The 25,482-nt window shown below is 45.9% G+C and carries 28 protein-coding genes and 1 pseudogene; 10 read left to right on the top strand and 19 right to left on the bottom strand.

All coding sequences use genetic code 11. The features are described 5' to 3' along the window. From Xedl_RS08325 to yjgA, 3 genes and pseudogenes are all read right to left on the bottom strand, one after another. Positions 1–240 (bottom strand): annotated as a pseudogene (locus tag Xedl_RS08325) (type VI secretion system tip protein VgrG); the annotation flags it as partial. Positions 241–259: 19 nt separating this feature from the next. Then, positions 260–2,116, bottom strand: coding sequence for a type VI secretion system baseplate subunit TssF (locus Xedl_RS08330; RefSeq protein ID WP_244149685.1), 1,857 nt, complete (start codon positions 2,114–2,116; stop codon positions 260–262). Between the two features lie 217 nt (positions 2,117–2,333). Further along, entirely contained in the window at positions 2,334–2,870 is a 537-nt protein-coding gene (gene yjgA / locus Xedl_RS08335; RefSeq protein WP_074023359.1) for a ribosome biogenesis factor YjgA, read from the bottom strand. A 197-nt stretch (positions 2,871–3,067) separates the two neighbouring features. Between yjgA and pmbA the strand changes: the two genes are divergently transcribed. Continuing rightward, positions 3,068–4,411 carry a metalloprotease PmbA gene (pmbA, locus tag Xedl_RS08340; RefSeq protein WP_074023360.1) on the top strand — a complete coding sequence of 448 codons (1,344 nt, stop codon included), beginning with the start codon at positions 3,068–3,070 and terminating at the stop codon, positions 4,409–4,411. A gap of 50 nt (positions 4,412–4,461) precedes the next feature. On the opposite strand, the gene rnk is transcribed toward pmbA, so the two are convergent. From rnk to Xedl_RS08405, 13 genes are all read right to left on the bottom strand, one after another. Beyond that, positions 4,462–4,872 carry a nucleoside diphosphate kinase regulator gene (gene rnk / locus Xedl_RS08345; protein WP_074023361.1) on the bottom strand — a complete coding sequence of 137 codons (411 nt, stop codon included), beginning with the start codon at positions 4,870–4,872 and terminating at the stop codon, positions 4,462–4,464. Positions 4,873–5,077: 205 nt separating this feature from the next. Next, entirely contained in the window at positions 5,078–6,310 is a 1,233-nt protein-coding gene (gene alr / locus Xedl_RS08350) for an alanine racemase (protein ID WP_074023362.1), read from the bottom strand. Between the two features lie 488 nt (positions 6,311–6,798). Beyond that, a complete protein-coding gene (gene npr, locus Xedl_RS08355) occupies positions 6,799–7,071 on the bottom strand; it encodes a PTS phosphocarrier protein NPr (protein ID WP_074023467.1) in 273 nt (90 codons plus the stop codon). 20 nt (positions 7,072–7,091) lie between these two features. Continuing rightward, complete coding sequence (rapZ, locus tag Xedl_RS08360; RefSeq protein WP_074023363.1) at positions 7,092–7,943, bottom strand: RNase adapter RapZ; 852 nt, start codon at positions 7,941–7,943, stop codon at positions 7,092–7,094. Between the two features lie 40 nt (positions 7,944–7,983). Then, positions 7,984–8,451 (bottom strand): PTS IIA-like nitrogen regulatory protein PtsN, encoded by a 468-nt coding sequence (ptsN, locus tag Xedl_RS08365; protein WP_074023364.1) that lies wholly within the window; start codon positions 8,449–8,451, stop codon positions 7,984–7,986. A gap of 142 nt (positions 8,452–8,593) precedes the next feature. Continuing rightward, positions 8,594–8,881: a ribosome hibernation promoting factor gene (gene hpf, locus Xedl_RS08370; RefSeq protein WP_074023468.1), complete on the bottom strand. Its 288-nt coding sequence runs from the start codon at positions 8,879–8,881 to the stop codon at positions 8,594–8,596. Between the two features lie 47 nt (positions 8,882–8,928). Beyond that, the gene (gene rpoN / locus Xedl_RS08375) at positions 8,929–10,368 is read right to left on the bottom strand and encodes an RNA polymerase factor sigma-54 (protein WP_074023365.1); all 1,440 of its coding nucleotides are present in this window, start codon (positions 10,366–10,368) and stop codon (positions 8,929–8,931) included. Positions 10,369–10,437: 69 nt separating this feature from the next. Then, positions 10,438–11,163, bottom strand: coding sequence for an LPS export ABC transporter ATP-binding protein (gene lptB / locus Xedl_RS08380; protein WP_074023366.1), 726 nt, complete (start codon positions 11,161–11,163; stop codon positions 10,438–10,440). A 6-nt stretch (positions 11,164–11,169) separates the two neighbouring features. Beyond that, positions 11,170–11,718: a lipopolysaccharide ABC transporter substrate-binding protein LptA gene (lptA, locus tag Xedl_RS08385; RefSeq protein WP_074023367.1), complete on the bottom strand. Its 549-nt coding sequence runs from the start codon at positions 11,716–11,718 to the stop codon at positions 11,170–11,172. Then, positions 11,699–12,292 (bottom strand): LPS export ABC transporter periplasmic protein LptC, encoded by a 594-nt coding sequence (lptC, locus tag Xedl_RS08390; protein WP_074023368.1) that lies wholly within the window; start codon positions 12,290–12,292, stop codon positions 11,699–11,701. Before lptC ends, lptA begins: the two co-directional genes overlap by 20 nt. A gap of 18 nt (positions 12,293–12,310) precedes the next feature. Then, positions 12,311–12,874 (bottom strand): 3-deoxy-manno-octulosonate-8-phosphatase KdsC, encoded by a 564-nt coding sequence (gene kdsC / locus Xedl_RS08395; RefSeq protein WP_074023369.1) that lies wholly within the window; start codon positions 12,872–12,874, stop codon positions 12,311–12,313. A 37-nt stretch (positions 12,875–12,911) separates the two neighbouring features. Beyond that, a complete protein-coding gene (gene kdsD / locus Xedl_RS08400; protein WP_074023370.1) occupies positions 12,912–13,880 on the bottom strand; it encodes an arabinose-5-phosphate isomerase KdsD in 969 nt (322 codons plus the stop codon). A 35-nt stretch (positions 13,881–13,915) separates the two neighbouring features. Continuing rightward, positions 13,916–14,893 carry a calcium/sodium antiporter gene (locus Xedl_RS08405; protein ID WP_074023371.1) on the bottom strand — a complete coding sequence of 326 codons (978 nt, stop codon included), beginning with the start codon at positions 14,891–14,893 and terminating at the stop codon, positions 13,916–13,918. Positions 14,894–15,124: 231 nt separating this feature from the next. Between Xedl_RS08405 and mlaF the strand changes: the two genes are divergently transcribed. From mlaF to murA, 7 genes are all read left to right on the top strand, one after another. Next, positions 15,125–15,928 carry a phospholipid ABC transporter ATP-binding protein MlaF gene (gene mlaF / locus Xedl_RS08410; RefSeq protein WP_074023372.1) on the top strand — a complete coding sequence of 268 codons (804 nt, stop codon included), beginning with the start codon at positions 15,125–15,127 and terminating at the stop codon, positions 15,926–15,928. A 10-nt stretch (positions 15,929–15,938) separates the two neighbouring features. After that, on the top strand, positions 15,939–16,721 hold the full coding sequence (gene mlaE / locus Xedl_RS08415) for a lipid asymmetry maintenance ABC transporter permease subunit MlaE (protein WP_074023469.1): 783 nt from the start codon (positions 15,939–15,941) through the stop codon (positions 16,719–16,721). A 4-nt stretch (positions 16,722–16,725) separates the two neighbouring features. Next, complete coding sequence (gene mlaD, locus Xedl_RS08420; protein WP_074023373.1) at positions 16,726–17,238, top strand: outer membrane lipid asymmetry maintenance protein MlaD; 513 nt, start codon at positions 16,726–16,728, stop codon at positions 17,236–17,238. Between the two features lie 33 nt (positions 17,239–17,271). Beyond that, positions 17,272–17,901, top strand: coding sequence for a phospholipid-binding protein MlaC (gene mlaC, locus Xedl_RS08425; protein WP_074023374.1), 630 nt, complete (start codon positions 17,272–17,274; stop codon positions 17,899–17,901). Between the two features lies 1 nt (position 17,902). Continuing rightward, positions 17,903–18,253, top strand: a complete 351-nt coding sequence (gene mlaB, locus Xedl_RS08430) for a lipid asymmetry maintenance protein MlaB (protein WP_074023375.1) — start codon at positions 17,903–17,905, stop codon at positions 18,251–18,253. A 129-nt stretch (positions 18,254–18,382) separates the two neighbouring features. Then, on the top strand, positions 18,383–18,637 hold the full coding sequence (ibaG, locus tag Xedl_RS08435) for a BolA family iron metabolism protein IbaG (protein ID WP_074023470.1): 255 nt from the start codon (positions 18,383–18,385) through the stop codon (positions 18,635–18,637). A 57-nt stretch (positions 18,638–18,694) separates the two neighbouring features. Then, complete coding sequence (gene murA, locus Xedl_RS08440) at positions 18,695–19,957, top strand: UDP-N-acetylglucosamine 1-carboxyvinyltransferase (protein ID WP_074023376.1); 1,263 nt, start codon at positions 18,695–18,697, stop codon at positions 19,955–19,957. A gap of 70 nt (positions 19,958–20,027) precedes the next feature. On the opposite strand, the gene degS is transcribed toward murA, so the two are convergent. The 3 genes from degS to zapG form a co-directional block, all read right to left on the bottom strand. Next, complete coding sequence (degS, locus tag Xedl_RS08445) at positions 20,028–21,089, bottom strand: outer membrane-stress sensor serine endopeptidase DegS (protein WP_074023377.1); 1,062 nt, start codon at positions 21,087–21,089, stop codon at positions 20,028–20,030. Between the two features lie 157 nt (positions 21,090–21,246). After that, positions 21,247–22,626, bottom strand: coding sequence for a Do family serine endopeptidase (locus Xedl_RS08450; RefSeq protein WP_074023378.1), 1,380 nt, complete (start codon positions 22,624–22,626; stop codon positions 21,247–21,249). A gap of 309 nt (positions 22,627–22,935) precedes the next feature. Further along, positions 22,936–23,334, bottom strand: coding sequence for a Z-ring associated protein ZapG (zapG, locus tag Xedl_RS08460; RefSeq protein ID WP_074023379.1), 399 nt, complete (start codon positions 23,332–23,334; stop codon positions 22,936–22,938). A gap of 349 nt (positions 23,335–23,683) precedes the next feature. Between zapG and zapE the strand changes: the two genes are divergently transcribed. After that, a complete protein-coding gene (gene zapE / locus Xedl_RS08465) occupies positions 23,684–24,811 on the top strand; it encodes a cell division protein ZapE (protein WP_074023380.1) in 1,128 nt (375 codons plus the stop codon). A 237-nt stretch (positions 24,812–25,048) separates the two neighbouring features. After that, on the top strand, positions 25,049–25,477 hold the full coding sequence (rplM, locus tag Xedl_RS08470; protein ID WP_011148147.1) for a 50S ribosomal protein L13: 429 nt from the start codon (positions 25,049–25,051) through the stop codon (positions 25,475–25,477). The last annotated feature ends 5 nt before the right edge of the window (positions 25,478–25,482 follow it).

A 25,482-nucleotide genomic window follows, 5' to 3' on the forward strand; every position in this document is an offset into this window, starting at 1 on the left:
GGTGATTTTGCGCTGCTCCGTTTCACCATAAAAAACCTGCAACACCGCTTCCTGCATCAGCAGCGAGGCCAAATCAATCTCCGCCTGTGGTTTAAACGGGTTCGCGTTACCGACCCTGACCAATGTCAGGTTGAGGGTAAACAGCTCAGCGAGTTGTTCTTGCAAAGAAAAATCGCCGACCGCAAAGGTGTCTTCCGGCACACCCGCGATACGGCAGGTAAAACGTAGTCCACTTTTCATTTTTATTCCTTATCATTTATTACATGGCAGGGCGTAATCCATCGACGTGCCAGAACTGCCACAGCACTTCACTGTTGTCGGGGGTAAAAATTTCCAGCATGACGAACGTGGACTGGCTGATAAAGCAGGCCATCGCCTGATTGATTAACCGGCTGAAACGGTACATCTCACCGGACGTGCGGTAACAACCGGGATCCAGCGTGAGCGATAACACATACCCACGAACCGGTTCCCCCCGCCGTAAGCGGTCAGTCAGGCGCTCTTTTACCTGCATAATGCCGTCAATGTGTTGCTGGAACTGGCGGCTCAGCGGACGGTTGGTCTCGTTATGCGGGTCAAACAGGCGGAGAAACTGTTTCAGGCTGTCGGTGGCAAATAACATCATCGGCGGGCTGGAGAGGCAGGAAAGCAGCGGCCAGCTGTTATTTTCCTGTAACAAGGGCGGATAATCGGTTACCACCGGAATAATATTCTGTACATCAAGATGAGACGGTGCACTTTCCGGCGTCACGGTAATGGCGCCCTGTGCCAGCGTCAGTGCCTGCTTATGGTAACCGATGAAAGAGCACGAGACAGCAATCTCCGGCAGGTTGTTTGCCGGGTTGCCGGTCAAATCAAAAAAGCACAGCCAGTGCCGAGTTCTGCCCAGAAAATCAGACTCAGTCTGGAGCTGGTAGTAAAAGGTGTCGGGCTGCGCATCGTTATCGGAAACACGGCCGGCGGGAACAAACTGCTCAATCGGCAGCCAGTGATAAGGCGTGCCACGCTGCTCGCTGTCTTCGGGCTGCACCACCACCTGAACCTCCCGCAGCCGGTACAGGCACACCGATTCTCCCAATGGCAGCGGATAGCGGTGATTACCGGCTTCCAATCGGACAGGCGGGCTGGTCTGGTTTTCCAGATGGATCGCCGGAACACAACCCAGCAAAAATGCCCCCTCGACATCCTCCAGTGGCAATTCACCCTCGAAACGCAAAATCAGCTCAAACGTGCCATCGTCATTCAGCGGGACTTTTGAGCAACTGCTGCTGATATCCAGCGTGACAAAGTTATAAAGCGCCGGCAACGCATAGTATTCCATCAACGGTTGCAGGCCGGAATAGGGACTTTTGGCGGTGGGCAGCAACGGTTCGTCAAGCAAGCCATGCCAGCCATCAGGAAAACGTTTAATTGTTCGCCGTTCACCCTGTGTGTTCAGGCTGATATCACAGATATGTTGATCCAGCCACAGGCTGAGCTGAGTAGCACGCGCTATGTCGGTGCCGAGGAAGAACGTCAGTGAGCCACTTTGCCAAAAAGAAGACGCCAAACCGGTTTGGCATAGTATCAGGATGATTTCACTGTGCGTGCCCGTTTTCCTGACGGCGCGTTCCTGCACAATCAAGGGTTCAATATGCAAAGGACGGCAGGTTTTAAAGTTGATCAACTGCCCGTTAAGGCTGGCAGACACCGATGTACTGATCGGGATCTCGGCAGTGCCCTGATGTTCATCATCCGTGGGCGTAAACTGCACTATCGTCGTCGGTGGGATAGGGGACAGGGCTAACGGCCAGATACGGGAGAGAATGCCGTGAACAATTTCGGGAAAATTATCCTCCAGCTTGTCCCGCAGGTTGGCAATCAAAAACGCAAAGGCTTCGAAAACGCGGACAATATCGGGATCATGAGAGGAAACCAGAAATTCAGCCAGATGTGGCGACTTTTTCGCGATGTGCCCAGCCAGCTCTCGCAGGTAAGCGCGCTCTTTTAGATAAAGCGATTCCTTTTCATTTTTCATTGAATTTAACTTATGTTTTATCAATAGGGTTTCGGTGTCATGCTGAATATCAGTGAGATAAAATGGGAGATTGATCAGCAAAGCACGTTTATTGTACATGCTTATAGGTCAAATTAATTAACCAATTAGATTCAATTTTCGTTTGATTTTGGCGGGATATGGGGATGTTGGCTGTTTTTGAGAAGAAATTCAGATAAAAATAGGGGCAACATTCCATTGCTGTACTGTATTGAATTGCGATTCTGATTTTTCCCATTTGGCACTAAAAAAGCAGGAAATGACCGCCAATTCTTAACGAAATGGCGGTGAAGATGGGTTAAGCGGATTCCGATAACTCTTTCAAATATTGGAAAATTTGACGGTAGGATTTAGGTGGCTTGTTAGCTGCCTTCTCCTTTTTCGCATTACGAACCAATGAGCGAAGTTGCTGGCGATCAGTATGTGGATACAGTGCGATGACTTCTTCAAAGGCATCCTCATTTTCAAGCAATTTGTCACGCAGTTCTTCTAACTTATGTAAAACAACGATTTGCTGGTTGTGACGGTTTTTCAGTTTATCCAACGCAACGGTGATAGGTTCAGGATCGCGGGCACGCAGCAGCTTACCAATTAACTGCAATTGACGGCGACGACCTTCTCGTTTGATTTTCTGCGCCAACTCAATAGCTGCCCGCAAATCTTCATCCAGTGGAATTCGTTCCAGTTGGCTTTTACTCAGTTCAACCAGTTCTGCTCCCAACTTTTTCAGGATTTCAGCATCCCGCTTGATTTCACTTTTACTGACCCAGATTATCTCTTCTTCTTCCTCTTCAGCAGGATAATTGTCGAGCCAATCTTCAGGCTGCTTTGCCATAATTGTTTTCCTTCTAAAAAGGCCGGATAAGGTACGTTTTGGAACATGACCTATCGTCCGGTGGGTGTTAACATCCTAATATTGTGTATTGTAACTGGGAAAATTGCCTGATTACCACTCGACATTCGTGTCATAAGCCGGAAGCAGGCATTTTTTCTGACTAATTCTCTCTTTAATTCATTGGATTACGTTAATTAATGATAGTCACTAATCAACAAATCGCGGAGCAGCGTAAGCTGTTGGAAGATGCGGTTGCCCATGCGCTGGAATTGGCTAAATCCGGTTGTGATGCTGCGGAAGTCGCGGTCAATAAAACGACGGGGATTAGCGTCAGTACCCGTTTTAGTGAAGTCGAAAATGTTGAGTTTAACAGTGACGGCGCATTGGGGATCACGGTTTATCACCAGCAGCGCAAAGGCAGCGCCTCCTCAACAGATCTCAGCCCAGAAGCGATTGCCCGTACTGTGCAGGCCGCCATTGATATTGCGCGTTATACCTCTCCAGATCCTTATGCTGGTCCGGCCGATAAAGCGTTATTAGCCTTTGACGCGCCTGAGTTGGATCTTTTCCATCCCGCTGATCTGGATGCAGATAAGGCCATTGAGTTGGCAGCCCGCGCTGAACAAGCGTCATTGCAGGCAGATGAGCGTATTACTAATACGGAAGGCGGAAGTTTCAACAGCCATTATGGTATTCGGGTATTTGGTAATAGTCATGGGATGCTGCAAAGCTACTGCTCCAGCCGTCATTCTATGTCAAGCTGTGTGATTGCTGAGCAAGATGGCAACATGGAACGCGATTATGCCTATACCGTGAGCCGCCATTTAGACGAGTTGAAATCGCCTGAGTGGGTAGGGCAAGAGTGTGCTCGCCGGACGCTTTCTCGTCTGGGAGCGCGTAAATTATCAACCATGAAAGCGCCGGTTATCTTTGCTGCGGAGGTGGCAACGGGGTTGTTCGGTCATTTGGTTGGCGCGATCAGCGGTAGCAGCATTTATCGTAAATCTTCTTTCTTGTTGGATAGCCTTGGCAAACCGATCTTGCCTTTATGGCTGACGATTGAAGAACAGCCGCATTTGCTGCGTGGGTTAGCTTCAACACCATTTGACAGTGAAGGTGTGCGTACAACAACACGTGATATTGTTAAGGACGGTGTTTTGCAGACGTGGTTGTTGACTTCCTATTCTGCCCGTAAGTTGGGAATGGTGAACACGGGTCATGCAGGTGGAATTCATAACTGGCGTATAGCAGGTCAGGGGCTGGACTTTGCTGGCTTGTTGCGTGAAATGGGCACTGGCCTGATCGTCACGGAGCTGATGGGGCAAGGCGTTAGTGCGGTGACAGGGGATTATTCTCGCGGCGCATCCGGCTTTTGGGTTGAGAATGGCGAGATTCAATATCCTGTCAGTGAGATCACCATTGCCGGCAATTTGAAAGATATGTGGGCGAATATGGTGACAATCGGTAATGATATCGAAACACGTAGCAATATTCAGTGTGGTTCGGTGTTGTTGCCGGAAATGAGTATCGCCGGTCAATAGGGATACTCAATTAACAGCAGCCAGTTCGGTGTAACTGAGCTGGCTGGAAATTAGCGGTGATATTCTCCTGCGGCTTCTGGCTGATAAAGTATTTCTAATACTTTTATTTGGGTTGTTTCACCGTTTGGCAACTTCCATGTTATTTCATCATTCACCCGCAACCCCAGAAGAGCAGCCCCTAAAGGCGCCATGACAGACAGATGTTTGGTGCTGTCCTGCAAGGAAGCAGGGTAGACCAGTGTGCGAACACGCTCTTCATTCGTGCCTTGATCAATAAAGCGAACTTCACTGTTCATGGTGACAACATCGGCTGGGATATCTACCGGAGCCACTATTTCTGCCCTATCCAGCTCTGCATTCAAGGCATCTGCGATACTGGTATTAGCAAAAGCAGGTTGTTCCAATAGAGAATCTAAACGTTCAGCATCTAATTCATTGATAATGATTTTAGGTTTTTTCATACCACACTCCAAATTAAGCTCAATACAAAATAACACCCCACATCGCAAGGAGGGGGGTGTTATTTTCAAAGTAATTAAAGTGATATTAGGCTGTTCTGTCGCGAAAATAAAGAGATCATGATCACGAACTGTTTTACCTTGCTAATGAAACAAGGCTTATCCACAATGGAGGAAAAGAACAGCCTGCTATTATTTGAAGCGCAAATTATAAGCCGGTGGTTACGATCCGTGGGTTGGTTTCACCCCAAATGGAAGAAAACTCAACAACATGCATTCCACCCCATTTCTGAATATCAGACTGGGTGATTTCGTCGTTACCTTGTTTACCGAAAATGACCACTTCATCGCCACTTTTCACTTCGGGTAGGTCGGTAACATCGACCATCACGGTGTTCATGGAAACACTACCGACAACAGGTGCACGGTGACCGTTGATCAGAACATGAGCTTTGTTTGACAGGGCAGAGCTAAAGCCATCAGAGAAACCCACTGGCAAGTTAGCGAGCTTGGAATCGCGTTGCAGAATGTAAGTGTTGTCGTAACCGACACCATTACCTTTAGGATATGTTTTAACAGAAGCAACACGAGTTTTCATTTGAATTAAGGGCTTGAACTCTGGATGGCTGGTGGTCAGGATGCCGTACAGCGCACTGCCAACGCGAGCCATGTCGAATTGGGCTTCAGGAATGCTAAGTGAGGCAAAAGAGCTTGATGCGTGCAGAGTGATTTCGTCTCTGTTCAGGTTTGCCGTTTTGATCAACCAAGAAGTTTGTTCTTTGAAGTTATTAATACTGTCACGGATGGCGTCCATATTAGTGAATGCATGGTGACTCATCATGCCGACCAGTTTCAGATTAGGCAACTGAGCAATTTTCAGGGCGTCTTGTTTGCCCTGCTCAGTCTTCATCTCCAATCCATTGCGGCTCATAAGACCTGTGTTCAGCATCAGATGAACGCGAATTTCTTTACCGTGTTTTTTTGCCAGCGCATCAATGGCTTGGGCATGAGCCAGATCGCCGATTATCTCTTCCATGTCATAGCCCAGTGTGCGTTCAATTTCAATCATGTCAGCCGTACGGACACGCATCAATTGTCCTTTAAAGCCGCTTTCACGCACGATACGGGCTTCTTCATTACTGGTAACACCTACACAAGGTACATCAGTTTTGATGATGGATGGCATCAGCAGGTCGATGCCATGACCGTAAGCATCGCCTTTCAAAACCGCACACATTTTGGTGCCTGTATTCAGTTTTTTTTGCAGGGTGTGAATATTATTTTCGAAAGTCGTGGTATTGATTTCAACCCAGGCGTTATTGGTTGCCGCGATGCTTTCTGCATGGGTGTTATCTAAAGAGAGCACAGGTGCTGCCTGGGCAACACCTTGAGAGAGACTCAAACCAAGAAGAATTGCCAGTGTGGTTTTATTAAAACGCATGAAGTAAATCTCCAGTTTTGGGGCTGTATGCATAATGTTCTGCATGTAATTGCGCTTTAATAATAAGTTTTTTTTAATTTAATTTCACATGGTTAACTTGTTGAAAGCTATTATTTATTATCTATGTGACACTATTTATAAATAGTTAGATTAATTATCTAAGTTAATGATTGTATTATCTTGATTTTATCCTCTGTGAATATTTAATAAACAGATTATATTAATGATTTTTTACCTTTTGTTGGTTTTAATAACTGATGTTGCGTTTACCTTGAAAATAGGATCAAGAACACACCACCCCGAAGCGCTCTCTAACTGTTTGCTCTGTAGCGTCAGATCGAAAGAGGTTTCTTTTTTGCAATATGGGATATTTAAGCCCAGTCCTGACATTGATTATGTGTGCTGTCATGAATGTTAGATTTTAGCTAGGAGGGAGTGATTGTCTCCAATAAGAAGCCATTCGAGACAATATCTTTAGAAGGAAGGTGTTACTCTTCGTCAAACCCTGCGTTGAAGAGTTCGATAATGGCCGCCAGCGCTTGCTGTTCATCCGGCCCGTTGACTTCAACGTCTATATAGCTGCCTTGTTCAGAATCCAGCATTAGCATGGCAATGACGCTACGGGCTTCGGCCTGTAAGTTACTGCTGTTGCGCAGAATCACTTCTGATTGAAACTGTTGTACCAAATCATGCAGTTTCATCGCAGGCCGAGCATGCATTCCAAGTCGATTTTTAATTTCAAGTCGTTGTCTGACTGTCATGGCATGTGTCATTCATATTATTATTTGCGTTTTTCCAGTGTGCGGTGGCGTGATTGCACGTTTTTGCCACGGGATCGAAAATAATCAGCCAACTGTTCTGCTACATAGACTGAACGGTGTTTACCGCCTGTGCAACCAATAGCGACAGTCAGATAGCTACGGTTATTGGTTTCCAGCATAGGTAGCCAAAGCTCAAGATAGCTACGGGTTTGATAAATAAAATTATGAACGTCTGTATGGCGATCCAAAAACGCTGCCACAGGGCGATCCAAACCAGTCATTGGGCGTAGTTTGGGATCCCAATGCGGGTTTGGCAGGAAACGCACATCGAAAACATAATCTGCGTCGATGGGAATACCATGTTTGAAACCAAAGGATTCAAACACCATGGTCAATTCTCGTTCCCGCTTGCCTAATAGACGTGTCCTGAGCATTTCCGCCAGTTCGTGAACGGACATTTCCGATGTATCAATGATCAAGTCAGCGCGTGACCTCAGGGGTTCAAGCAAATCGCTTTCTTGGTCAATGGCACTTTCCAATGACAGGTTTTTGCTGGAGAGTGGATGCAAACGACGGGTGTCGCTGTAGCGGCGGATCAGGGTATTACGATCCGCATCAAGAAACAGTAGCTGTGGCGAAAAACTGTCGGGCAATTGCGTCAGTGCTTCTTCAAAAACTTCTGGTGACTCCGGCATATTTCTGACATCAATGCTAACCGCCGCCGAAATATCACGTTCAGCCAGTGTGTTTGCCAATTCTGGCAGCAACACAACGGGCAGGTTATCCACGCAATAGAAGCCCATATCTTCCAGTGCTCGCAAAGCAACGGATTTCCCAGAACCTGAACGACCACTGACTATCATCAGCACCATGAGGTGACTCCCCCTAAATGTTTATAATTATAATCGCTATTTATTCAGTAATAATTTTATACAGTTCTTCATCACTCTGCGCTGAGCGCAGGCGACGGCAGAGATTTCTATCTGCAAGGCGCTTTGCAATCAATGATAGTGAGTGTAAATGGGTTTGACACTGGTCTGATGGCACCAATAAAGCAAACAGCAAGTCAACAGGTTGATTATCGATAGCGTCAAAAGTAATGGGCTGTTCCAGGTGCAAAAATACGCCCACGGCATTATTCGAGCACTCTTTATTCAATTTGCCATGAGGGATCGCAATCCCGCTGCCAATTCCTGTTGTGCCTACTTTTTCGCGCGAAAGAATAGCTTCAAATACGGTATTTTCCGGCACGCCAAGCTGTTTTGATGCCAGTTCACTGATAATCTCTAAGGCGCGCTTTTTACTCGAACAAGGTACATTGTTGCGTGTACATTCGGATGAAAGCACTGAGCTTAGTGGTAAATCTGTTTCGTTGTTCATTTCTTTATTCACTTAGGGCCTTGTTATACCAGATGCCTGATGAGGCATCCGGTATTAATGCACTGCTCTAAAACCGATCTATAGATCGACTAAGTACATAGAACAGTGATAATTTTATGACAGCCCCGTTGCCTGAAAGCGATTAATGTTGTCTCAATTTACTTTTGTGTTTGGTCAATTGACGCGCTAGCTTATCTACTAATACATCAATGGCCGCATACATGTCTTCATGTTCTGAGCTTGCATGCAACTCACCTCCATTAACATACACCGTAGCTTCGGCGATCCTTTGCACCTTTTCCACTCGGAGGATGACCTGAATGAGGTTAATTTTATCGAAATATTGATTCAATTTGCTGCATTTGGTGTTCACTATGTTGCGAAGTGCATCTGTGATTTCAATATTGTGGCCTGTAATATTGAGTTGCATGGTTTTGAGTTGCGTGGTTTGCATAGTGTTTTCCTTCTCTGTGTTGTTCAAACCAGTTTTTTACGTTGGTTTGAAGGCGGGATGGATAACGACTCTCTATATTTCGCGACAGTCCGGCGAGCCACTTGAATACCTTGCTCAGCGAGTATGCTGGTCAATTTACTGTCACTCAGTGGCTTGGCCGGGTTTTCTGCCGCGACCAGTTTTTTCACCAGAGCACGTATTGCGGTAGAAGAGGCTTCACCGCCACTGTCGGTGTTGACGTGACTGGAGAAAAAATATTTAAGCTCAAAAATCCCGCGTGGACTATACAAGTACTTCTGGGTCGTCACGCGGGAAATGGTGGATTCATGCATGTCAACCTGATAGGCAATATCAGCCAGTACCATAGGTTTCATGTGTTCCTCACCATACTCAAAAAAATCTTGTTGCCGTTCAACAATACAGCAGGCAACTTTCAGCAATGTTTCATTACGGCTTTCGAGGCTCTTGAGCAGCCATTTGGCCTCTTGCAAGTTATTGCGTATGAACAGGCTGTCACTCTCATTGTTGGCCCGTTGCCCCAGTGCTGCGTAGTGTTGGTTGATACGCAGACGGGGAATGCTATCGGTATTTAGCCGGACTTGCCAGCTTCCATTTTCTTTCTGCACCAATACATCAGGAATAACATATTCGGATTCACCGGTATTAACGACCAGACCAGGTTTGGGTTCCAGTGACTGAATGATATCAATTGCCCCTTTCAGGGTGATCTCTTTTAATTTGCTCTGACGTAATAAATTACGGAAGTCTCGGTTACCCAGTAGTCCCAGATAGTTGCTGACAATAAGTTTGGCATCCTTTAGATAAAGTGTCTCTGGCGGCAGCATAGAAAGCTGGATAAGCAAGCATTCGCGTAAGTCGCGGGCAGCAACGCCGATTGGATCAAAATGTTGGATGCGTTTGAGGACGGTTTCGACCTCTGCCAACGTCAGCTCATCATCACCAATACTGATAAGGAGTTCTTCAATGGAAATCGTCAGGTATCCGCTGTCATCAATGGCGTCAATGATTGCAGTGGCAATGGCAGCATCCGTTTCGGTAAATGGCGTCAATCTTGCCTGCCACATGAGGTAATCTTGCAGGGTTTGAGTGGTTTCTCCCTGATAGACGGGAAAATCATCAGCGCTATAATCACTGTGAGTTCCTGAAGGTGTGCCCGCAGTGTAAATTTCATCCCAACTGGCATCCAGTGGTAACTCTTCCGGCATATCCTTCTGTTCAAGTGCTTCACGGGTATCCATGATTTCAGTGTCAACATCAGAAAGTGCCTGATTCTCCACTTCCTGATGCAGGTCATCTTGTTCAAGCAGCGGGTTGGTTTCCAAAGCTTGCTGAATCTCTTGCTGAAGCTCAAGCGTAGATAGTTGCAACAAACGGATGGCTTGCTGGAGTTGTGGCGTCATCGTCAATTGCTGACTGAGCCTGAGTTGCAAACTTTGCTTCATAGCGTTACCACTTTCTCCTTAATCTAGCTTGCATAGTTCCTTGAATCGCACCTGATAGAAGGATAAGAGTTAAAGGCGGAAACCTTCACCCAAATAGACGCGTTTGACCTGCTCGTTATTCAGGATGTCATTCGGGGAGCCGTGGGCAATCAAATGACCCTGGCTGACGATATAGGCACGTTCACAGACATCCAGGGTTTCACGGACATTGTGGTCAGTAATCAGTACTCCCAATCCGTAATCGCGCAAGTGTTGAATGATCTTTTTAATATCCAGAACGGAAATGGGGTCAACGCCGGCAAAAGGTTCATCTAACAGAATGAATTTGGGATTGGCCGCCAGTGCGCGGGCAATCTCCACGCGACGGCGTTCACCACCGGAAAGTGATTGCCCAAGGTTATCACGCAGGTGAGAGATGTGAAATTCTTCCATCAACTCTTCTGCACGCGTTTTTCTCTGCTCCTGAGTCAGGTCCTTGCGGATCTCCAGTACTGCCATCAAATTGTCGAATACACTCAAACGACGGAAGATAGAAGCTTCCTGCGGCAAGTAACCTATCCCACGGCGTGCACGTTCATGCAAGGGCAGCAGGCTGATATCTTCTTCATCAATGGTGATCGAGCCAGCATCACGTGGAACAATACCAACCACCATATAGAAAGTAGTGGTTTTCCCTGCTCCATTGGGGCCAAGTAAACCAACAATCTCCCCTGATTTCACGTTTAGGCTGACGTTTTCAACGACCTTACGGCCTTTATAGGCTTTCGCCAGATTTTCTGCGTTTAATATTGCCATCGGTCGTTATTTACCCTTTTTCTGAGTGTCAGCGCCGTTAACACTTGAGCCTTTTTCCTGTAGCTGGGCAGGTAACAGGATGGTAGTGACATGTTTACCTTTATCGCTAAAGGCTTCCATTTGTTGTGTCTGTACCAGATAAGTGATTTTATCGCCTTTGATATTGCTGTCTAATTGTTCAAGATAGGCGTCTCCCGTTAGGGTGACCAGCTCTTTATCCATCTCATAGCGCATCTTTGATGCATGACCTTTGAGAGGCTTACCATCATCTTGCAATTGGTAAAAAGTGGCAGGATTACCGAATGCTTCAATAACTGTCTTGTCAGAATTTCCTTCCGGGCGGCTAACAACGACTTTATCTGCATGAATGTCGATCGAGCCTTGTTTTACGATGACATTATCCGTAAATGTGGCAATGTTTCCGGTTAAATCCAGCGACTGTCTTTCTGAGTTAATGGTAATGGGTTTTTTTGTATCGTCTTTTAAGGCCAGTACGGGCAGGCTGACGGCAAAAAGAGTACTGGCAATAACGGAATTACGGATTAGGTTGTTCATGTGGGATCTCATATTGAGTGGTCACCTTTTCAATCAGTTCAGCAGTTTTATTTCGCAGATTGCCACGCATTTTCATGCCAACAGATTTCAGACCGACACCGATAAGCGTGACTCGGTCATCGGATGCGACGTCTTGGGTTGTCAGATTGACGATCGCATTGTCTGTTGTGATCCGCTGTAATTGCGACGCATCGTTCAGGCTATCCACCTGGACATCCCCGTACAGATAGAGCATCTTATCTTGGGTCAGTTTGGCCTTATTGGCGCGTACTGTCCATGTCGCTATCGGGGTTCCAGGGGCGCCATTAGGGTCAAATGTTGTCAATACCGGATTGGTAAACCAGGTCAGTTTGGCTTCCGTATAGTTTTTAACATCGTCAGCAAGCAGTTTGTAAGTGAGTTTACCTGCCGGATCATAAACAAAAGTGATGGCTTCCTGGGTTTGATAAGTCGGATAACCATCATCCACAATGGCCGACGAGGTATCATCATTTACATTCGAGAAATTCCAGCCGATCAGCGCAAGCGCGATCAGTGCCAGTATTGCGATCAGCCAGGATTGAATTTTGCTCATTCTTTTTTCAATTTTAATTTATATGGATAACCCTTTGGCCTCTTCGAGCTTATTCTGCGCGAAGAGCACCAAATCACAAAGTTCCCTGACTGCACCACGACCGCCGGCAATCTGAGTCACATAATCTGCTTTTGGCAACAGTAATGGATGGGCATCAGCAACTGCAACAGATAATCCAACTTGTGCCATGACAGGCCAGTCAATAAGGTCATCACCAATATAGGCGACTTGCTCTGGCTGCAACGCTAGTTTATCCAACAGTTCCTTATACGCCAAAACCTTATCGTGTTGTCCTTGGTAAAGATGTGTAATACCTAGGGTTTCTGCCCGATTTTCCAGCAATTTTGCGTTACGGCCAGTAATGATGGCGACTTCAATACCGGAAGTGATTAGGCAACGGATACCATAACCATCACGAACGTTAAAGGCTTTCAGTTCTTCGCCTTCATTGCCCATGTAGATAAACCCATCAGACAGCACGCCATCAACATCACAAATCAAAAGACGGATTTGACGGGCTTTTTCGATAATTGCTTTATTAACTAGGCCATAACAGGTGTCCAGGTACTCTTTTTGACTCATTAAAAAATTCTCTTAAGATTGATGTTATGCTTATGTTTTAAACAACGCCAGCCTGCAAAAGATCGTGCATGTGTAGTACACCCAGTAATTTGTCACCTTCCGTGACCAAGAGTGAGGTAATGTGGCGTGATTGCATCAGGTTTAAGGCATCTACTGCCAGTGCGTTGGGTTTGATACGAATACCTCCGGCAGTCATGACATCAGAGATTTTTGCATTGTTTAAATCGATACCCATATCGAAAACACGGCGCAAATCGCCATCGGTAAAAATACCATTGATCTGCATGTCATCATCACAAATCACCGTCATGCCCAATTTTTTGCGGGTGATTTCCACCAAAGCCTCGCGCAGGGTCGCTGTACGAGGAACACGGGGAATGTCATTACCTGTGGTCATTAAGTCACTGACCAGTAACAAAAGTTTGCGTCCGAGTGCTCCACCAGGATGGGAAAGGGCGAAGTCTTCAGCCGTAAAGCCACGGGCTTGCAAGAGTGCAAGGGCTAATGCATCTCCCATGACGAGTGTAGCGGTGGTGCTGGTCGTCGGGGCTAACCCCAATGGACAGGCTTCTTGTGGCACTTTGATGCATAGGTGGATATCTGCGGCTTTGCCCATATTGCTGTTGCGATTATTTGTCATGCAGATGAGCGGAACTTTTTGTCGCTTGAGTACGGGAATTAACGCCAGAATTTCATTTGATTCACCGGAATTGGAAATAGCCAGTACGATGTCTTTTGCTGTTACCATGCCAAGATCGCCGTGGCTGGCTTCGCCAGGATGGACAAAGAACGAAGGTGTACCGGTGCTGGCAAATGTCGCCGCGATTTTTCGCCCAATATGACCGGATTTGCCCATCCCCATCACAATGACTTTTCCTTCACAACTAAACATTAATTCACAGGCTTGGCTGAAATCGTCATTAATGTATTGCTCCAGGCCAACCAGCCCTTCAAGTTCAATCTGTAATACTTGCTTACCTGCTTGCTGAAAATCGATTTTAGGCATTTTTACTTCCCACTCTTTTCCCATTCAATCGGCAATTACTCAGTACCGTAATAATTAGACACAAAAAGTACGACAAAATAAGCGATAAAACAGCTTAGTAGCAAGATGCCGTTCAATCGGTTCAATCGATGCTTTCTTCCCAGACAAAATACCGTAAATAGTATACTCGCCGCCATCATGACCCAAAAATCACGGGAAAATGCTTGCGGTGAAAAGGCGCTAGGGGAAAGTATGGCGGGAACACCCAAGACAAGGGTGATATTGAATACATTCGAGCCAACAATATTGCCCATTGCCATATCATTTTCACCTTTTATGGCTGCTGCAATGACGGTGGCAAGTTCAGGCAAGCTGGTGCCTACGGCAAGCATTGTCAGGCCAATCACCAGTTCGCTAACACCATAAATACGCGCAATAACGGTTGCATTATCAATCACCATACGGGTAGAAATGGGAAGAATAATTAACCCCAGAACAACCCAAAGAAGCGCAATGCCTTTGTTGCCTTCGACAGGCAATTCAGAATTTCGCTCCTCGGTATAGCTATCAACCCTATTGTGTCGGGAGAAAGCGGTCATTTTTATCATCAGTGAGATAAAAAAGAGGGCTGCAAGCACTAAAAGGATACCATCCTGTCGGCTCAGGTATCCATTGGACAGCAAATATCCTGCAAATGCCGTGATCGCTAACATCAGGGGCACTTCTTGTCGCAGAATTTCTGATTTTACCTTGATTGGCCGAATAAAAGCTGCGGCTCCCGTAATTAGCAACAGGTTAGTAATATTAGAACCAATGGCATTGCCGATGGCCATGTCTGGTTGTCCATCCAAAATTGCCGTGACAGAGACCATCAGTTCTGGCAGCGAGGTTCCTATTCCCATAATAACCAAGCCGATAATGAAAGGGGGTATTTTCATTGCACGGGAAAAAACGGCCGCACCATAAACTAATCTATCGGAACCATACACCAGTAAAATCAACCCGGTTATGAGCAGTACAATTGTCAGAAACATGGAGTGTCCCTTAAATAAGTTTTATTCCGAGCATAATGCTAATAATGGTTGATTTTTAAACATGGAATGTTTATTCAGCTAGACTTATACATTCTGACGATCAAGCGATAAAAAGTAAAATTTGTCACCACTTTGCTAACGCAAAATTAGGCAATTTTTTGTAGTATGCATTATTAATTACTTAAATACAGTCATGAAGACAGTTCTATTAACGGTTAGGGGCTATCAATAATGAGTCAACAAACAGCAAATCTTATTGAGATCTGCGAAATGCATTTCACCCGAGGCCAACGCCCAATTTTTGCTGATATTAATCTGACTGTTCCGAAAGGAAAAATTACCGCCATTATGGGACCCTCTGGGATAGGAAAAACCACCTTGCTGCGTTTGATTGGGGGGCAAATTCGCCCTGAACGTGGTGAAATTTGGTTTGATGGCGATAATATTCCGGCATTGTCCCGCCCACGCCTTTATGCTGCCCGCAAGAAAATGAGCATGTTATTTCAGTCCGGTGCCTTGTTCACTGATCTGAATGTTTTTGACAATGTGGCTTTTCCCCTGCGTGAGCATACCCAACTGCCTGAAGTGTTGATTCACACAACAGTGATGATGAAGCTGGAAGCGGTGGGATTGCGTGGTGCTGCACACTTGATGCCATCGGAACTTTCTGGCGGTATGGCAAGGAGAGCGGCATTAGCAAGGGCGATTGCACTCGATCCTGACTTAATCATGTTTGATGAGCCGTTTGTCGGCCAAGATCCTATCACGATGGGCGTTTTGGTGAAGCTGATCGATGAGCTGAATCATGCGCTTGGTGTTACGTGTGTCGTTGTTTCCCACGATGTGCCTGAAGTACTGAGTATTGCCGATTATACTTATATTGTGGCTGAGAAGAGGGTGATCGCAGAAGGTACTCCAGATCAATTGAGAATGAATCAGGATCAGCGGGTACGTCAGTTTCTTGATGGTATTGCTGATGGGCCTGTACCTTTCCGTTTCCCTGCCGGGGATTACAAAACTGAGTTATTAGGATGATGGAATGTTGATGTTAACACGGGCATTAGCAGCAATGGGCCGGCGTACGATTGAGGTTACGGCTTCATTCGGCCGTGCGGGTTTTATGCTGTTCAATGCAATCATGGGTAAGCCAGAGCCTGCCAAACAATGGACACTGTTGCGCCAGCAACTGTATAGCGTCGGTGTTCAATCCCTTCTGATCATTGTGGTTTCAGGATTATTTATTGGCATGGTGTTGGCCTTGCAAGGCTATCTGGTTTTGACCACATTTAGTGCGGAAGGCAGTCTTGGCATGATGGTGGCGTTGTCACTGCTGCGTGAACTGGGGCCAGTGGTGACTGCACTACTGTTTGCGGGGCGAGCAGGTTCAGCTTTGACCGCAGAAATTGGTTTGATGAAAGCCACTGAACAGATTTCCAGTCTGGAAATGATGGCAGTTGACCCGCTACGCCGAGTTATTGCTCCGCGCTTTTGGGCGGGTTTTATCAGTATGCCTTTGCTCTCCTTGATCTTCGTTGCTGTGGGGATCTTGGGCGGTGCAATAGTGGGTGTTGATTGGAAAGGTATTGATGGTGGCTTTTTCTGGTCATCTATGCAATCTGCGGTAGAGTGGCAAAAAGATTTGCTCAACTGTTTTCTCAAGAGTGTTGTTTTTGCTATTACAGTTACCTGGATTGCACTGTTCAATGGTTATGATGCTATCCCGACATCGGAAGGGATCAGCAGGGCGACGACGCGCACAGTAGTTCATGCGTCGTTGGCGGTATTGGGTTTGGATTTTGTGCTGACAGCACTGATGTTTGGGAACTAAGTCGATGCAAAGCAAGAAAAATGAAATTTGGGTGGGGATTTTTGTCTTGATTGCGTTGGCTGCAATCATTTTTTTATGCCTCAAAGTTGCAGATATCCGATCTTTCGGTAATCAGCCAACTTATCGTGTCTATGCCGCATTTGACAATATTGGTGGCCTGAAAGTACGTTCACCGGTGAAAGTTGGCGGAGTTGTGATTGGTCGTGTGGATAAGATCTGGCTGGATCACAAAACTTATACGCCACAAGTTGAATTGGATATTTTCACGCAATACGACAATATTCCCAATACCAGTTCGCTTTCTATCCGAACGTCAGGGTTATTGGGAGAGCAATATATTGCTCTCAATATTGGGTTTGACGACCCTGATTTAGGCACTGCCATGTTGAAAGATGGCGATCGTATTGAAGATACCAAGCCGGCGATGGTACTTGAAGATTTGATTGGTCAGTTCTTGTATAAAAGTAGTAGCGGCAGTCAGGAAAAATCCGCTTCGGCACCTGAACAAGCACACTAACCAGCAACTCACTATTTAGGAGGAACAACATTTATGTTTAAGCGATTACTTATGGTTGCATTGCTGGTGGTTGCGCCATTAGCCAGCGCTACAGATCAAACCAACCCTTACGCCTTGATGAAAGAGGCAGCGGAAAAAACGTTTAGCCGTTTGAAGAACGAGCAACCGCAGATTCAGGCCAATCCAGACGTTTTGCGCCAGATTGTGCGTCAAGAATTGCTGCCTTATGTGCAGATAAAATATGCAGGAGCTCTAGTTCTGGGGCCTTACTACAAACAAGCGACCCCTGAGCAGCGTGATACTTATTTCAAGGCGTTTGAATCCTATCTGGAGCAGGCATATGGTCAGGCCTTAGCGATGTATCACGGACAAGATTATCAGATTGCACCAGAGCAGCCGCTGGGTGATAAGACGATAGTAGCCATTCGTGTCACGATTACCGATCCTAATGGACAGCCACCCGTTCGTTTAGATTTCCAATGGCGTAAAAACAGTAAGACAGGTTATTGGCAGGCTTATGACATGATTGCAGAAGGTGTGAGTATGATCACGACCAAGCAGAATGAATGGGCGGATATCCTGCGTCATAAAGGCATTGATGCTCTGACAGAACAATTGGCTATCAGTGCGAAAGCCCCGATCACTTTAGAAAAGAAAAAGTGATATGGAAAAAGCGACTTTTGATAACGCTATGAGTAACGAAAACGACAATCAGGGAACTGTTAGCTGGGAAAAAGCCGGTAATACATTGTTTCTACAAGGTACATTGGATCGTGATAGTTTGCTGCCGCTTTGGCAACAAAAAGAGCAAGCTTTGGCGGGCATTGACAATATTGATGTCTCCCAACTAAGCCGTGTGGATTCGACGGGATTGGCTCTGTTTGTCCAATTCAAGGGGGAATGCCAGAAACGTGGCAGGACACTGACCTTTTCAGGCGTAGGTGAACGGTTGAGCACGTTGATAACGTTGTATGGCCTGCAAGCTCTTCTGGACGATAATCAGCCTAAGGCGTAATTCTGTTTGATCATCAGCGCCCTTGTAAGCTATCAACTTACAGGGGCGTTTTTCTTGGTTTAAGAGTTGCCTGTATTCCATTAGGATAAGCATCTACTATTATTTTTTTAATTTAGTGTGAGCAGATTTATGGATACGAATGAAATCAAAAAAGTGCTGATGGAAAAATTGGCACTTGAAGAAGTTATTGTTAGCGGTGACGGCAGCCACTTTCAGGTTATTGCCGTTGGCGAATTTTTTGATGGCCTGAGTCGGGTTAAACAGCAGCAAGCGGTTTATGCTCCTTTGATGGAATACATCGCTGATAATCGCATTCATGCGTTGTCAATCAAAGCCTATACGCCGGCACAGTGGCAGCGTGATCGTAAGCTTCAGGGACTTTAAGGTTGTTTGCCTCGCCGCGAACAGCACACTTTGAATTAAATAAGAGAATCATGACAGATGGATAAATTTCGTGTGAAAGGGCCTACCTGCCTGTCGGGAGAGGTGACTATTTCTGGGGCAAAAAATGCCGCCTTACCAATTATGTTCGCAGCGTTACTGGCAGAAGAGCCCGTTGAATTACAGAATGTTCCTGAATTGAGAGATATTGATACCACGATCAAATTGCTAAATCGCTTGGGAACGACAGTGGAGCGCAATGGCTCTGTTTTTATTGATGCCAGTGGCGTCAATGAATATTGTGCCCCTTATGAACTGGTTAAGACAATGCGAGCATCCATCTGGGCATTGGGACCGTTGGTGGCACGTTTCGGTCAGGGGCAGGTTTCTTTGCCAGGCGGCTGTGCTATTGGGGCTCGCCCTGTTGATCTCCATATTTCTGGCCTGGAGCAGCTTGGTGCGAAAATCGTGCTGGATGAGGGGTATGTCAGCGCCACGGTGGATGGCCGTTTGAAAGGTGCCAGCATTGTGATGGATAAAGTCAGTGTTGGGGCAACGGTTACGATCATGACGGCGGCAACATTGGCAGAAGGCACAACCATCATTGAAAACGCTGCGCGTGAGCCTGAAATTGAAGATACAGCTAATTTTCTTAATATGCTGGGAGCAAAAATCAAAGGTGCAGGCACCGATCGCATTGTGATTGAGGGAGTTGAACGTTTGGCTGGTGGTGTTCATCGTATACTGCCTGATCGTATCGAAACGGGAACCTTCCTGGTCGCTGCGGCGGTTTCACGCGGTAAGGTGGTTTGTCGTCATGCGAAACCTGATACTTTGGATGCTGTTTTAGCCAAGCTGCGTGAAGCAGGGGCGGATATCAAAGTGGGAGAGGACTGGATTAGCCTTGATATGCATGGTCAGCGGCCGAAAGCAGTGACATTTCGCACGGCACCTCATCCGGGCTTTCCAACTGATATGCAGGCACAATTTAGCCTATTGAATATGGTTGCAGATGGCGCAGGTATGATCACCGAAACCATTTTTGAAAATCGGTTCATGCATATCCCTGAGTTGATTCGCATGGGAGCACGGGCTGAAATTGAGAGCAATACCGTGCTGTGTCATGGTGTTGAAAAACTATCTGGTGCCCAGGTCATGGCGACGGATTTGCGTGCTTCTGCAAGTTTGGTCTTGGCGGGTTGCATTGCCGAAGGAACGACAGTTGTAGACCGTATTTATCATATTGACCGTGGTTACGAGCATATTGAAGATAAGCTGCGTGGTCTTGGGGCCAATATTGAGCGCATTAAGACGACTGGCTAAACGGAATTAGAGATTCTTTTTCGCCCATCTCGCCCACCTTGTGGGTGAAAAAATGGTGGGCGAGAAAAGATTAGTAGCCATCAAACTCATTGATTGTGACGTTAAGTGTGAGGGAAGTTCCATCGCGTAGTACCGTGACAGGAACAACACTGCCCGGACGAATTTCCGCAACCTTATCCATTGTTTCCACCGGTGAGATGGCTGGTTGGTGATTAACACTGGTAATGATATCTCCCACTTTGATCCCCGCTTTTTCAGCAGGACCATTGGGTGCGACCTGGAAAACACGTAATCCCTTAATTTGATTGATATTACTGCCTGATGAGCGAATATAGGGTAATTCTCTGGCAGTGATGCCTATATATCCCCTGATAACTCGGCCATCACGGATCAATTTCTGCATAATTGTGGTCGCCAGTTTTGTTGGAATGGCAAATCCCAACCCTTCCGGTGTTGAACCAAACTCAGATTTATCGAACGTCAACGTATTGATGCCAACTAATTCACCTAGCGTATTGACCAAAGCACCACCAGAGTTGCCTTGGTTAATTGACGCATCTGTTTGCAGGAAATTCTGGCGACGTGTTGGGCTAAGGCCGACGCGCCCAGTTGCGCTGATAATGCCTTGTGTAATGGTTTGTCCCAGATTGTACGGATTGCCGATAGCCAACACGATATCCCCTACGTGAGCTACTCGTTTAGAATTAATTGGGATCACAGGAAGGTTTGTGGCATTAATTTTTAAAACCGCCAGATCTGTGGGGCCATCTGAGCCAACTAGCAGTGCATCATAAAAGTGCCCATCTTGTAAGGCGACAATAATGGAAGTGGCTTTATTGATAACATGTCGGTTAGTGAGAATATAGCCCTGTTCACTCATAATGACACCAGAACCCAAGGGAAATAGCTCCCGGCTTTCTTGGGAAAAACTGCCCATGCTGCTGCTGTAAATATTGACTACAGCAGGAGCAGCCCGACGGACGGCTTTGCTAAAACTGGATACCTTATCGCTACTGTTAGTATCGCTCAGGAAATTTTTCAAACCACTGGGGCGCAGGGAGGGGATAGCGACCAGCAAAATAGCGGCAATCAATAATCCTATGAGTATAGAGCGCAATAACTTGATCAGCATGACATTATTCAGAGTAGTAATTGATTGAAAGAAGAATAGCATAGAAGTAGACAGACACAGCATCCTGCGTCTGTCGTTTTATCTTGCAAGTTGCGGCTTGCTTGTGCCGCAACTCGAAATCTATTGGGTATAGGTTGTATTTTTCACACTCAATAGATTAATTACGCAGTAAGAGATAAACATTATCGTCACCACGCAAGACGTTTAAGGCGATAACAGAAGGCTTCTCTTCAGTGATCTGGCGTAATGCACTGATATTGCGGACACGCACATTATTGGCACCAATAATTAAGTCATCCTTCTGTAAGCCTGATATTGCAGCAGGTGAGTTCGGAATAATCGAATCCACTTTGATGCCTTGGGTATTTTTTATCGTGCTATTGCTCAGGGTTGCGCCTTGCAGGGCGATACTCAGTTTTTCGGCTTTAGTTGGCTCGCCGTCACTGTTATCCAGGATGACGGTGACTTCAAGTGGCCTCCCTTTGCGCAGCAGGCCAATTTTGACTTCTTTGCCCGGCGCGGTTGTACCAATCTTCGCCCGTAGCTCCGCAAAGCTGTTAATTTTCTTGCCATCAAAGGAAATCAGGACATCTCCTGATTTAATGCCCGCTTTAGCGGCAGCCGATTTAGGGATCACTTCGCTGACAAATGCCCCTTTCTGTGCTTCAATGTTGAGCGCTTTGGCAATGTCCGCTGTCATCTCGGTGCCTTTGATACCAAGTATGCCGCGTTTCACTTCCCCGTGGGCAATAAGCTGTGCGGAAAGGGTTTTGGCCATATTACTTGGGATGGCAAAACCAATACCCACATTACCCCCGCCAGGTGCGATGATAGCGGTGTTAATACCGATCAACTCCCCTTTCAGGTTAATCAATGCGCCACCAGAGTTACCCCGATTGATAGGGGCATCGGTTTGGATAAAGTTTTCCAGACCTTCCAGATTCAGACCGCTACGGCCAAGAGCAGAAATGATCCCAGATGTGACGGTTTGCCCTAATCCGAATGGGTTACCGATGGCAATCGCGTAGTCTCCAACGTGCAGTTGGTCGGAATCGGCAAACTTGATGGCCGTCAGATTCTTGGCATCTTGCGCTTGTAAAAGTGCAATGTCAGTTTGTGGATCTCGTCCAATCAATTTCGCTGAGAATTCACGACCATCATTTAATTGAACGCGTATTTTATTAGCATTATTAATCACATGGCTATTGGTTAATATATAACCTTTGCTAGCATCAATAATCACTCCGGAGCCTAACCCCGTGAATGGGCGGCTTTTTGGTTCTTGAGGAGGAAAAGCCGGCCCAAAGAAGAACTGGAAATCTTCGGGTAATTGAAGCTGTTGGCTTTGCACTTCTGTACCAGAAACATGAACAGTAACAACAGAAGGAAGCACTTTTTCCAGCATGGGAGCGAGACTAGGTAATTCTTGAGAGCTCATTGCAGCAGGTAGGGCTGCATTACTGACCATGGGAATTGAAGCTAAAGACAGTCCGATACTAATAGCGAGTGCGTTAAGCAATGTATTTTTTCTTTTCATGAAGACGTTCTCTTAATACCTAAGCCAGAAAAGGAAATTGTACTTAAGAGGCCTATCCTGCCAGAGCGTTTAGCTGCTTTGGAAATGATGTTTCCGAAAATTAGGTTTAGCTGGATAGGTTTTAAGCATAATTGTTTCAATGCTGTTATGACTACCAATGGTTCAGCAAAGTTCACTAATAAAGTCGTTTGAATAAGTTTCTTTACAGGTATTTACGTGGATTAAAATTAAAAAACAAAACTTTTTTCATGGGATGAAAAGCATCACAGAAAACCGTGGCAGCCATCGCTACCACGGCAAAGTCCATTATTATTTATCTTGAGTAGGACGAAGTAGGCCTGATGCACCCTCAGAATAATCCCGTGGAGGCATATTAGCCGTTACTTTCTGTGTCTTAGTGTTGGATTCACCCAGATGATAATTGAAAGGATTATCCTGTACGGGCATATTGGGCATCAGTTCATTGGAACTTTTAGCCATGTGTTGATACAACTGACGGTAATCGCGTGCCATATTGTCAAGTAATTCAGCACTACGGGCGAAATGGCTGACCAGCTCTTTGCGATATTCTTCCAATTCAGCCCGATTTTTCTCCAATTCAGCTTGTAGTGCATTTTGTTGGCGTAGCTTTGAGCTGCCAAAGCGGACAGCCAGCGCGCCGACGATAAAACCGATGATTAATCCGATCAGGGCATATTCCCAAGTCATGGCAACTCCTTTAGTAACATCGTTATTCTGCAATACTGTTTTTGCAATGTTCTAGAGCTTTATCCCATTAGGCAGTTCTGTTTGCAAGGATATACAACTATTGGGATAGGCTCTTGGTTCATAACAAACACTATAACCGTTAATTTAGTCAGAGTGGAATATTGATTATTAATTAATTCATTTATCTGTAACCTAATATATTAATTTTATACAGATTTATCAAAGTACGTAGGCAAGGTTCTTATTTAAAAGTATATATCTCAATTCAAATAAGTAGGAATTGGCATAGTTCTTACCCGTAAATTACGATACATACTGAAAATAAAAAATTTTAAGGATTGTCATTTTCATGTCACCGATTACACCTTCATCTCTCTATCAATCAGCGCTGTCTGAGGGGCAGTATCAACCTGACGAAGTACAGCGTAAGACTGTTGAACGCCTCGATATTATTCATCGTGACCTTATCAATGCTCAACCGAATCACACTCCGCAAGCCAGTGGACTGAAAGGTATATTGGGCAAGTTGTTTGGTCGGCCATCCTCTGAGCGATGCCAGCCTGTACAGGGACTTTATATGTGGGGAGGTGTTGGGCGTGGCAAAACATGGCTGATGGATATGTTTTACCAGAGCTTACCCACTGAGCGAAAATTGCGTCTCCATTTCCACCGTTTCATGTTACGGGTACATGAAGAATTAACAACGTTACAAGGACATGAAGATCCTTTGGAGATAATTGCTGATGGTTTCAAGGCGCAGACGGATATACTCTGTTTTGATGAGTTTTTTGTGTCCGACATTACGGATGCTATGCTCCTCGGCACATTGCTGGAAGCCTTGTTTGTCCGGGGAATTGCCTTGGTGGCGACATCCAATATCCCACCGGATGAGTTATACCGAAATGGGTTGCAGCGTGCGCGATTTCTGCCAGCCATTGAGCAGATCAAAAAATATTGTGATGTTATGAATGTCGATGCCGGTATCGATTATCGCCTACGGACACTGACACAGGCTCATCTCTATTTGACGCCGTTATCAGAAAAAAATCGCCAAGAGATGCACCGTATGTTCCTGCGTTTGGTCGGGCGAGAAGGGGAGCCGAATCCAATATTGACGATCAATCATCGTGATATGCCTGTCATCAGGAGTGTTGATGGGGTATTGGCAATCCATTTCAAAACATTGTGTGAAGATCCGCGCAGTCAACTGGACTATATTGCCTTGTCGAAGATTTATCATTCTGTTTTGTTGCACGATATGCCGATCATAACGGCATTAAATGAAAATGCCGCTCGGCGTTTCATAGCCTTAGTAGATGAATTCTATGAGCGTCAGGTGAAACTGATCATTAATGCGGATGCGCCGATGGAACAGATTTATCAGGGGGAGTTGTTGACATTTGAATATCAACGTTGCCTGTCTCGATTGCAGGAAATGCAAAGTGAGGAATACCTGAAACTGCCTCATTTGCCCTGATTTCTTTGTCCGTTGGCATAATTCTTGAATTTGGGGTCGATTTTTTATGATGAGTTCTCTATAATCTTGCGACCCCACGTTACAGCAGGATTTTTTATTTCCCAAAAAACTTGCATTAGTGCCGGCATAGGCTATTCGAAGGGGTAGGTTTGCTGGACATGAGTCGTGTGAACCTCAAAAACAGTTTCTGAACATCGAGTGTTCACCAACGTGTAACTTATAATTGGGTAAGCTTTAATGAAAACTTTTACAGCTAAACCAGAAACCGTAAAACGCGACTGGTATGTTGTTGACGCAGATGGCAAAACCTTGGGCCGTCTTGCAACTGAAGTAGCTCGTCGCCTGCGCGGCAAGCACAAGGCGGAGTACACTCCGCACGTTGATACTGGTGATTACATCATTATTGTTAACGCAGAAAAAGTTGCTGTCACCGGCAACAAACGTTCTGACAAAATTTATTATCACCACACTGGCCACATCGGTGGTATCAAGCAAGCGACCTTTGAAGAGATGATTGCCCGCCGTCCTGAGCGTGTCATTGAAATCGCGGTTAAAGGCATGCTGCCAAAAGGGCCACTGGGTCGTGCAATGTACCGTAAACTGAAAGTTTACGCGGGCAGCGAGCACAACCACGCGGCACAGCAACCACAAGTTCTGGACATTTAATCGGG

Source organism: Xenorhabdus eapokensis, from assembly GCF_001908105.1.

Bases quoted from the DNA above. Each gene is read 5' to 3' on its own strand.
- murA (WP_074023376.1), top strand. From the start codon at position 18,695: ATGGATAAATTTCGTGTGAAAGGGCCTACCTGCCTGTCGGGAGAGGTG.
- mlaC (WP_074023374.1), top strand. From the start codon at position 17,272: ATGTTTAAGCGATTACTTATGGTTGCATTGCTGGTGGTTGCGCCATTA.
- lptB (WP_074023366.1), bottom strand. From the start codon at position 11,163: ATGGCAATATTAAACGCAGAAAATCTGGCGAAAGCCTATAAAGGCCGT.
- mlaE (WP_074023469.1), top strand. From the start codon at position 15,939: ATGTTAACACGGGCATTAGCAGCAATGGGCCGGCGTACGATTGAGGTT.
- zapG (WP_074023379.1), bottom strand. From the start codon at position 23,334: ATGACTTGGGAATATGCCCTGATCGGATTAATCATCGGTTTTATCGTC.
- lptC (WP_074023368.1), bottom strand. From the start codon at position 12,292: ATGAGCAAAATTCAATCCTGGCTGATCGCAATACTGGCACTGATCGCG.
- yjgA (WP_074023359.1), bottom strand. From the start codon at position 2,870: ATGGCAAAGCAGCCTGAAGATTGGCTCGACAATTATCCTGCTGAAGAG.
- rapZ (WP_074023363.1), bottom strand. From the start codon at position 7,943: ATGGTGCTGATGATAGTCAGTGGTCGTTCAGGTTCTGGGAAATCCGTT.
- Xedl_RS08450 (WP_074023378.1), bottom strand. From the start codon at position 22,626: ATGAAAAGAAAAAATACATTGCTTAACGCACTCGCTATTAGTATCGGA.
- rpoN (WP_074023365.1), bottom strand. From the start codon at position 10,368: ATGAAGCAAAGTTTGCAACTCAGGCTCAGTCAGCAATTGACGATGACG.
- Xedl_RS08405 (WP_074023371.1), bottom strand. From the start codon at position 14,893: ATGTTTCTGACAATTGTACTGCTCATAACCGGGTTGATTTTACTGGTG.
- mlaF (WP_074023372.1), top strand. From the start codon at position 15,125: ATGAGTCAACAAACAGCAAATCTTATTGAGATCTGCGAAATGCATTTC.
- zapE (WP_074023380.1), top strand. From the start codon at position 23,684: ATGTCACCGATTACACCTTCATCTCTCTATCAATCAGCGCTGTCTGAG.
- mlaD (WP_074023373.1), top strand. From the start codon at position 16,726: ATGCAAAGCAAGAAAAATGAAATTTGGGTGGGGATTTTTGTCTTGATT.
- lptA (WP_074023367.1), bottom strand. From the start codon at position 11,718: ATGAACAACCTAATCCGTAATTCCGTTATTGCCAGTACTCTTTTTGCC.
- hpf (WP_074023468.1), bottom strand. From the start codon at position 8,881: ATGCAACTCAATATTACAGGCCACAATATTGAAATCACAGATGCACTT.
- rplM (WP_011148147.1), top strand. From the start codon at position 25,049: ATGAAAACTTTTACAGCTAAACCAGAAACCGTAAAACGCGACTGGTAT.
- npr (WP_074023467.1), bottom strand. From the start codon at position 7,071: ATGACAGTCAGACAACGACTTGAAATTAAAAATCGACTTGGAATGCAT.
- rnk (WP_074023361.1), bottom strand. From the start codon at position 4,872: ATGAAAAAACCTAAAATCATTATCAATGAATTAGATGCTGAACGTTTA.
- ptsN (WP_074023364.1), bottom strand. From the start codon at position 8,451: ATGAACAACGAAACAGATTTACCACTAAGCTCAGTGCTTTCATCCGAA.
- ibaG (WP_074023470.1), top strand. From the start codon at position 18,383: ATGGATACGAATGAAATCAAAAAAGTGCTGATGGAAAAATTGGCACTT.
- alr (WP_074023362.1), bottom strand. From the start codon at position 6,310: ATGCGTTTTAATAAAACCACACTGGCAATTCTTCTTGGTTTGAGTCTC.
- mlaB (WP_074023375.1), top strand. From the start codon at position 17,903: ATGGAAAAAGCGACTTTTGATAACGCTATGAGTAACGAAAACGACAAT.
- pmbA (WP_074023360.1), top strand. From the start codon at position 3,068: ATGATAGTCACTAATCAACAAATCGCGGAGCAGCGTAAGCTGTTGGAA.
- degS (WP_074023377.1), bottom strand. From the start codon at position 21,089: ATGCTGATCAAGTTATTGCGCTCTATACTCATAGGATTATTGATTGCC.
- kdsC (WP_074023369.1), bottom strand. From the start codon at position 12,874: ATGAGTCAAAAAGAGTACCTGGACACCTGTTATGGCCTAGTTAATAAA.
- kdsD (WP_074023370.1), bottom strand. From the start codon at position 13,880: ATGCCTAAAATCGATTTTCAGCAAGCAGGTAAGCAAGTATTACAGATT.
- Xedl_RS08330 (WP_244149685.1), bottom strand. From the start codon at position 2,116: ATGTACAATAAACGTGCTTTGCTGATCAATCTCCCATTTTATCTCACT.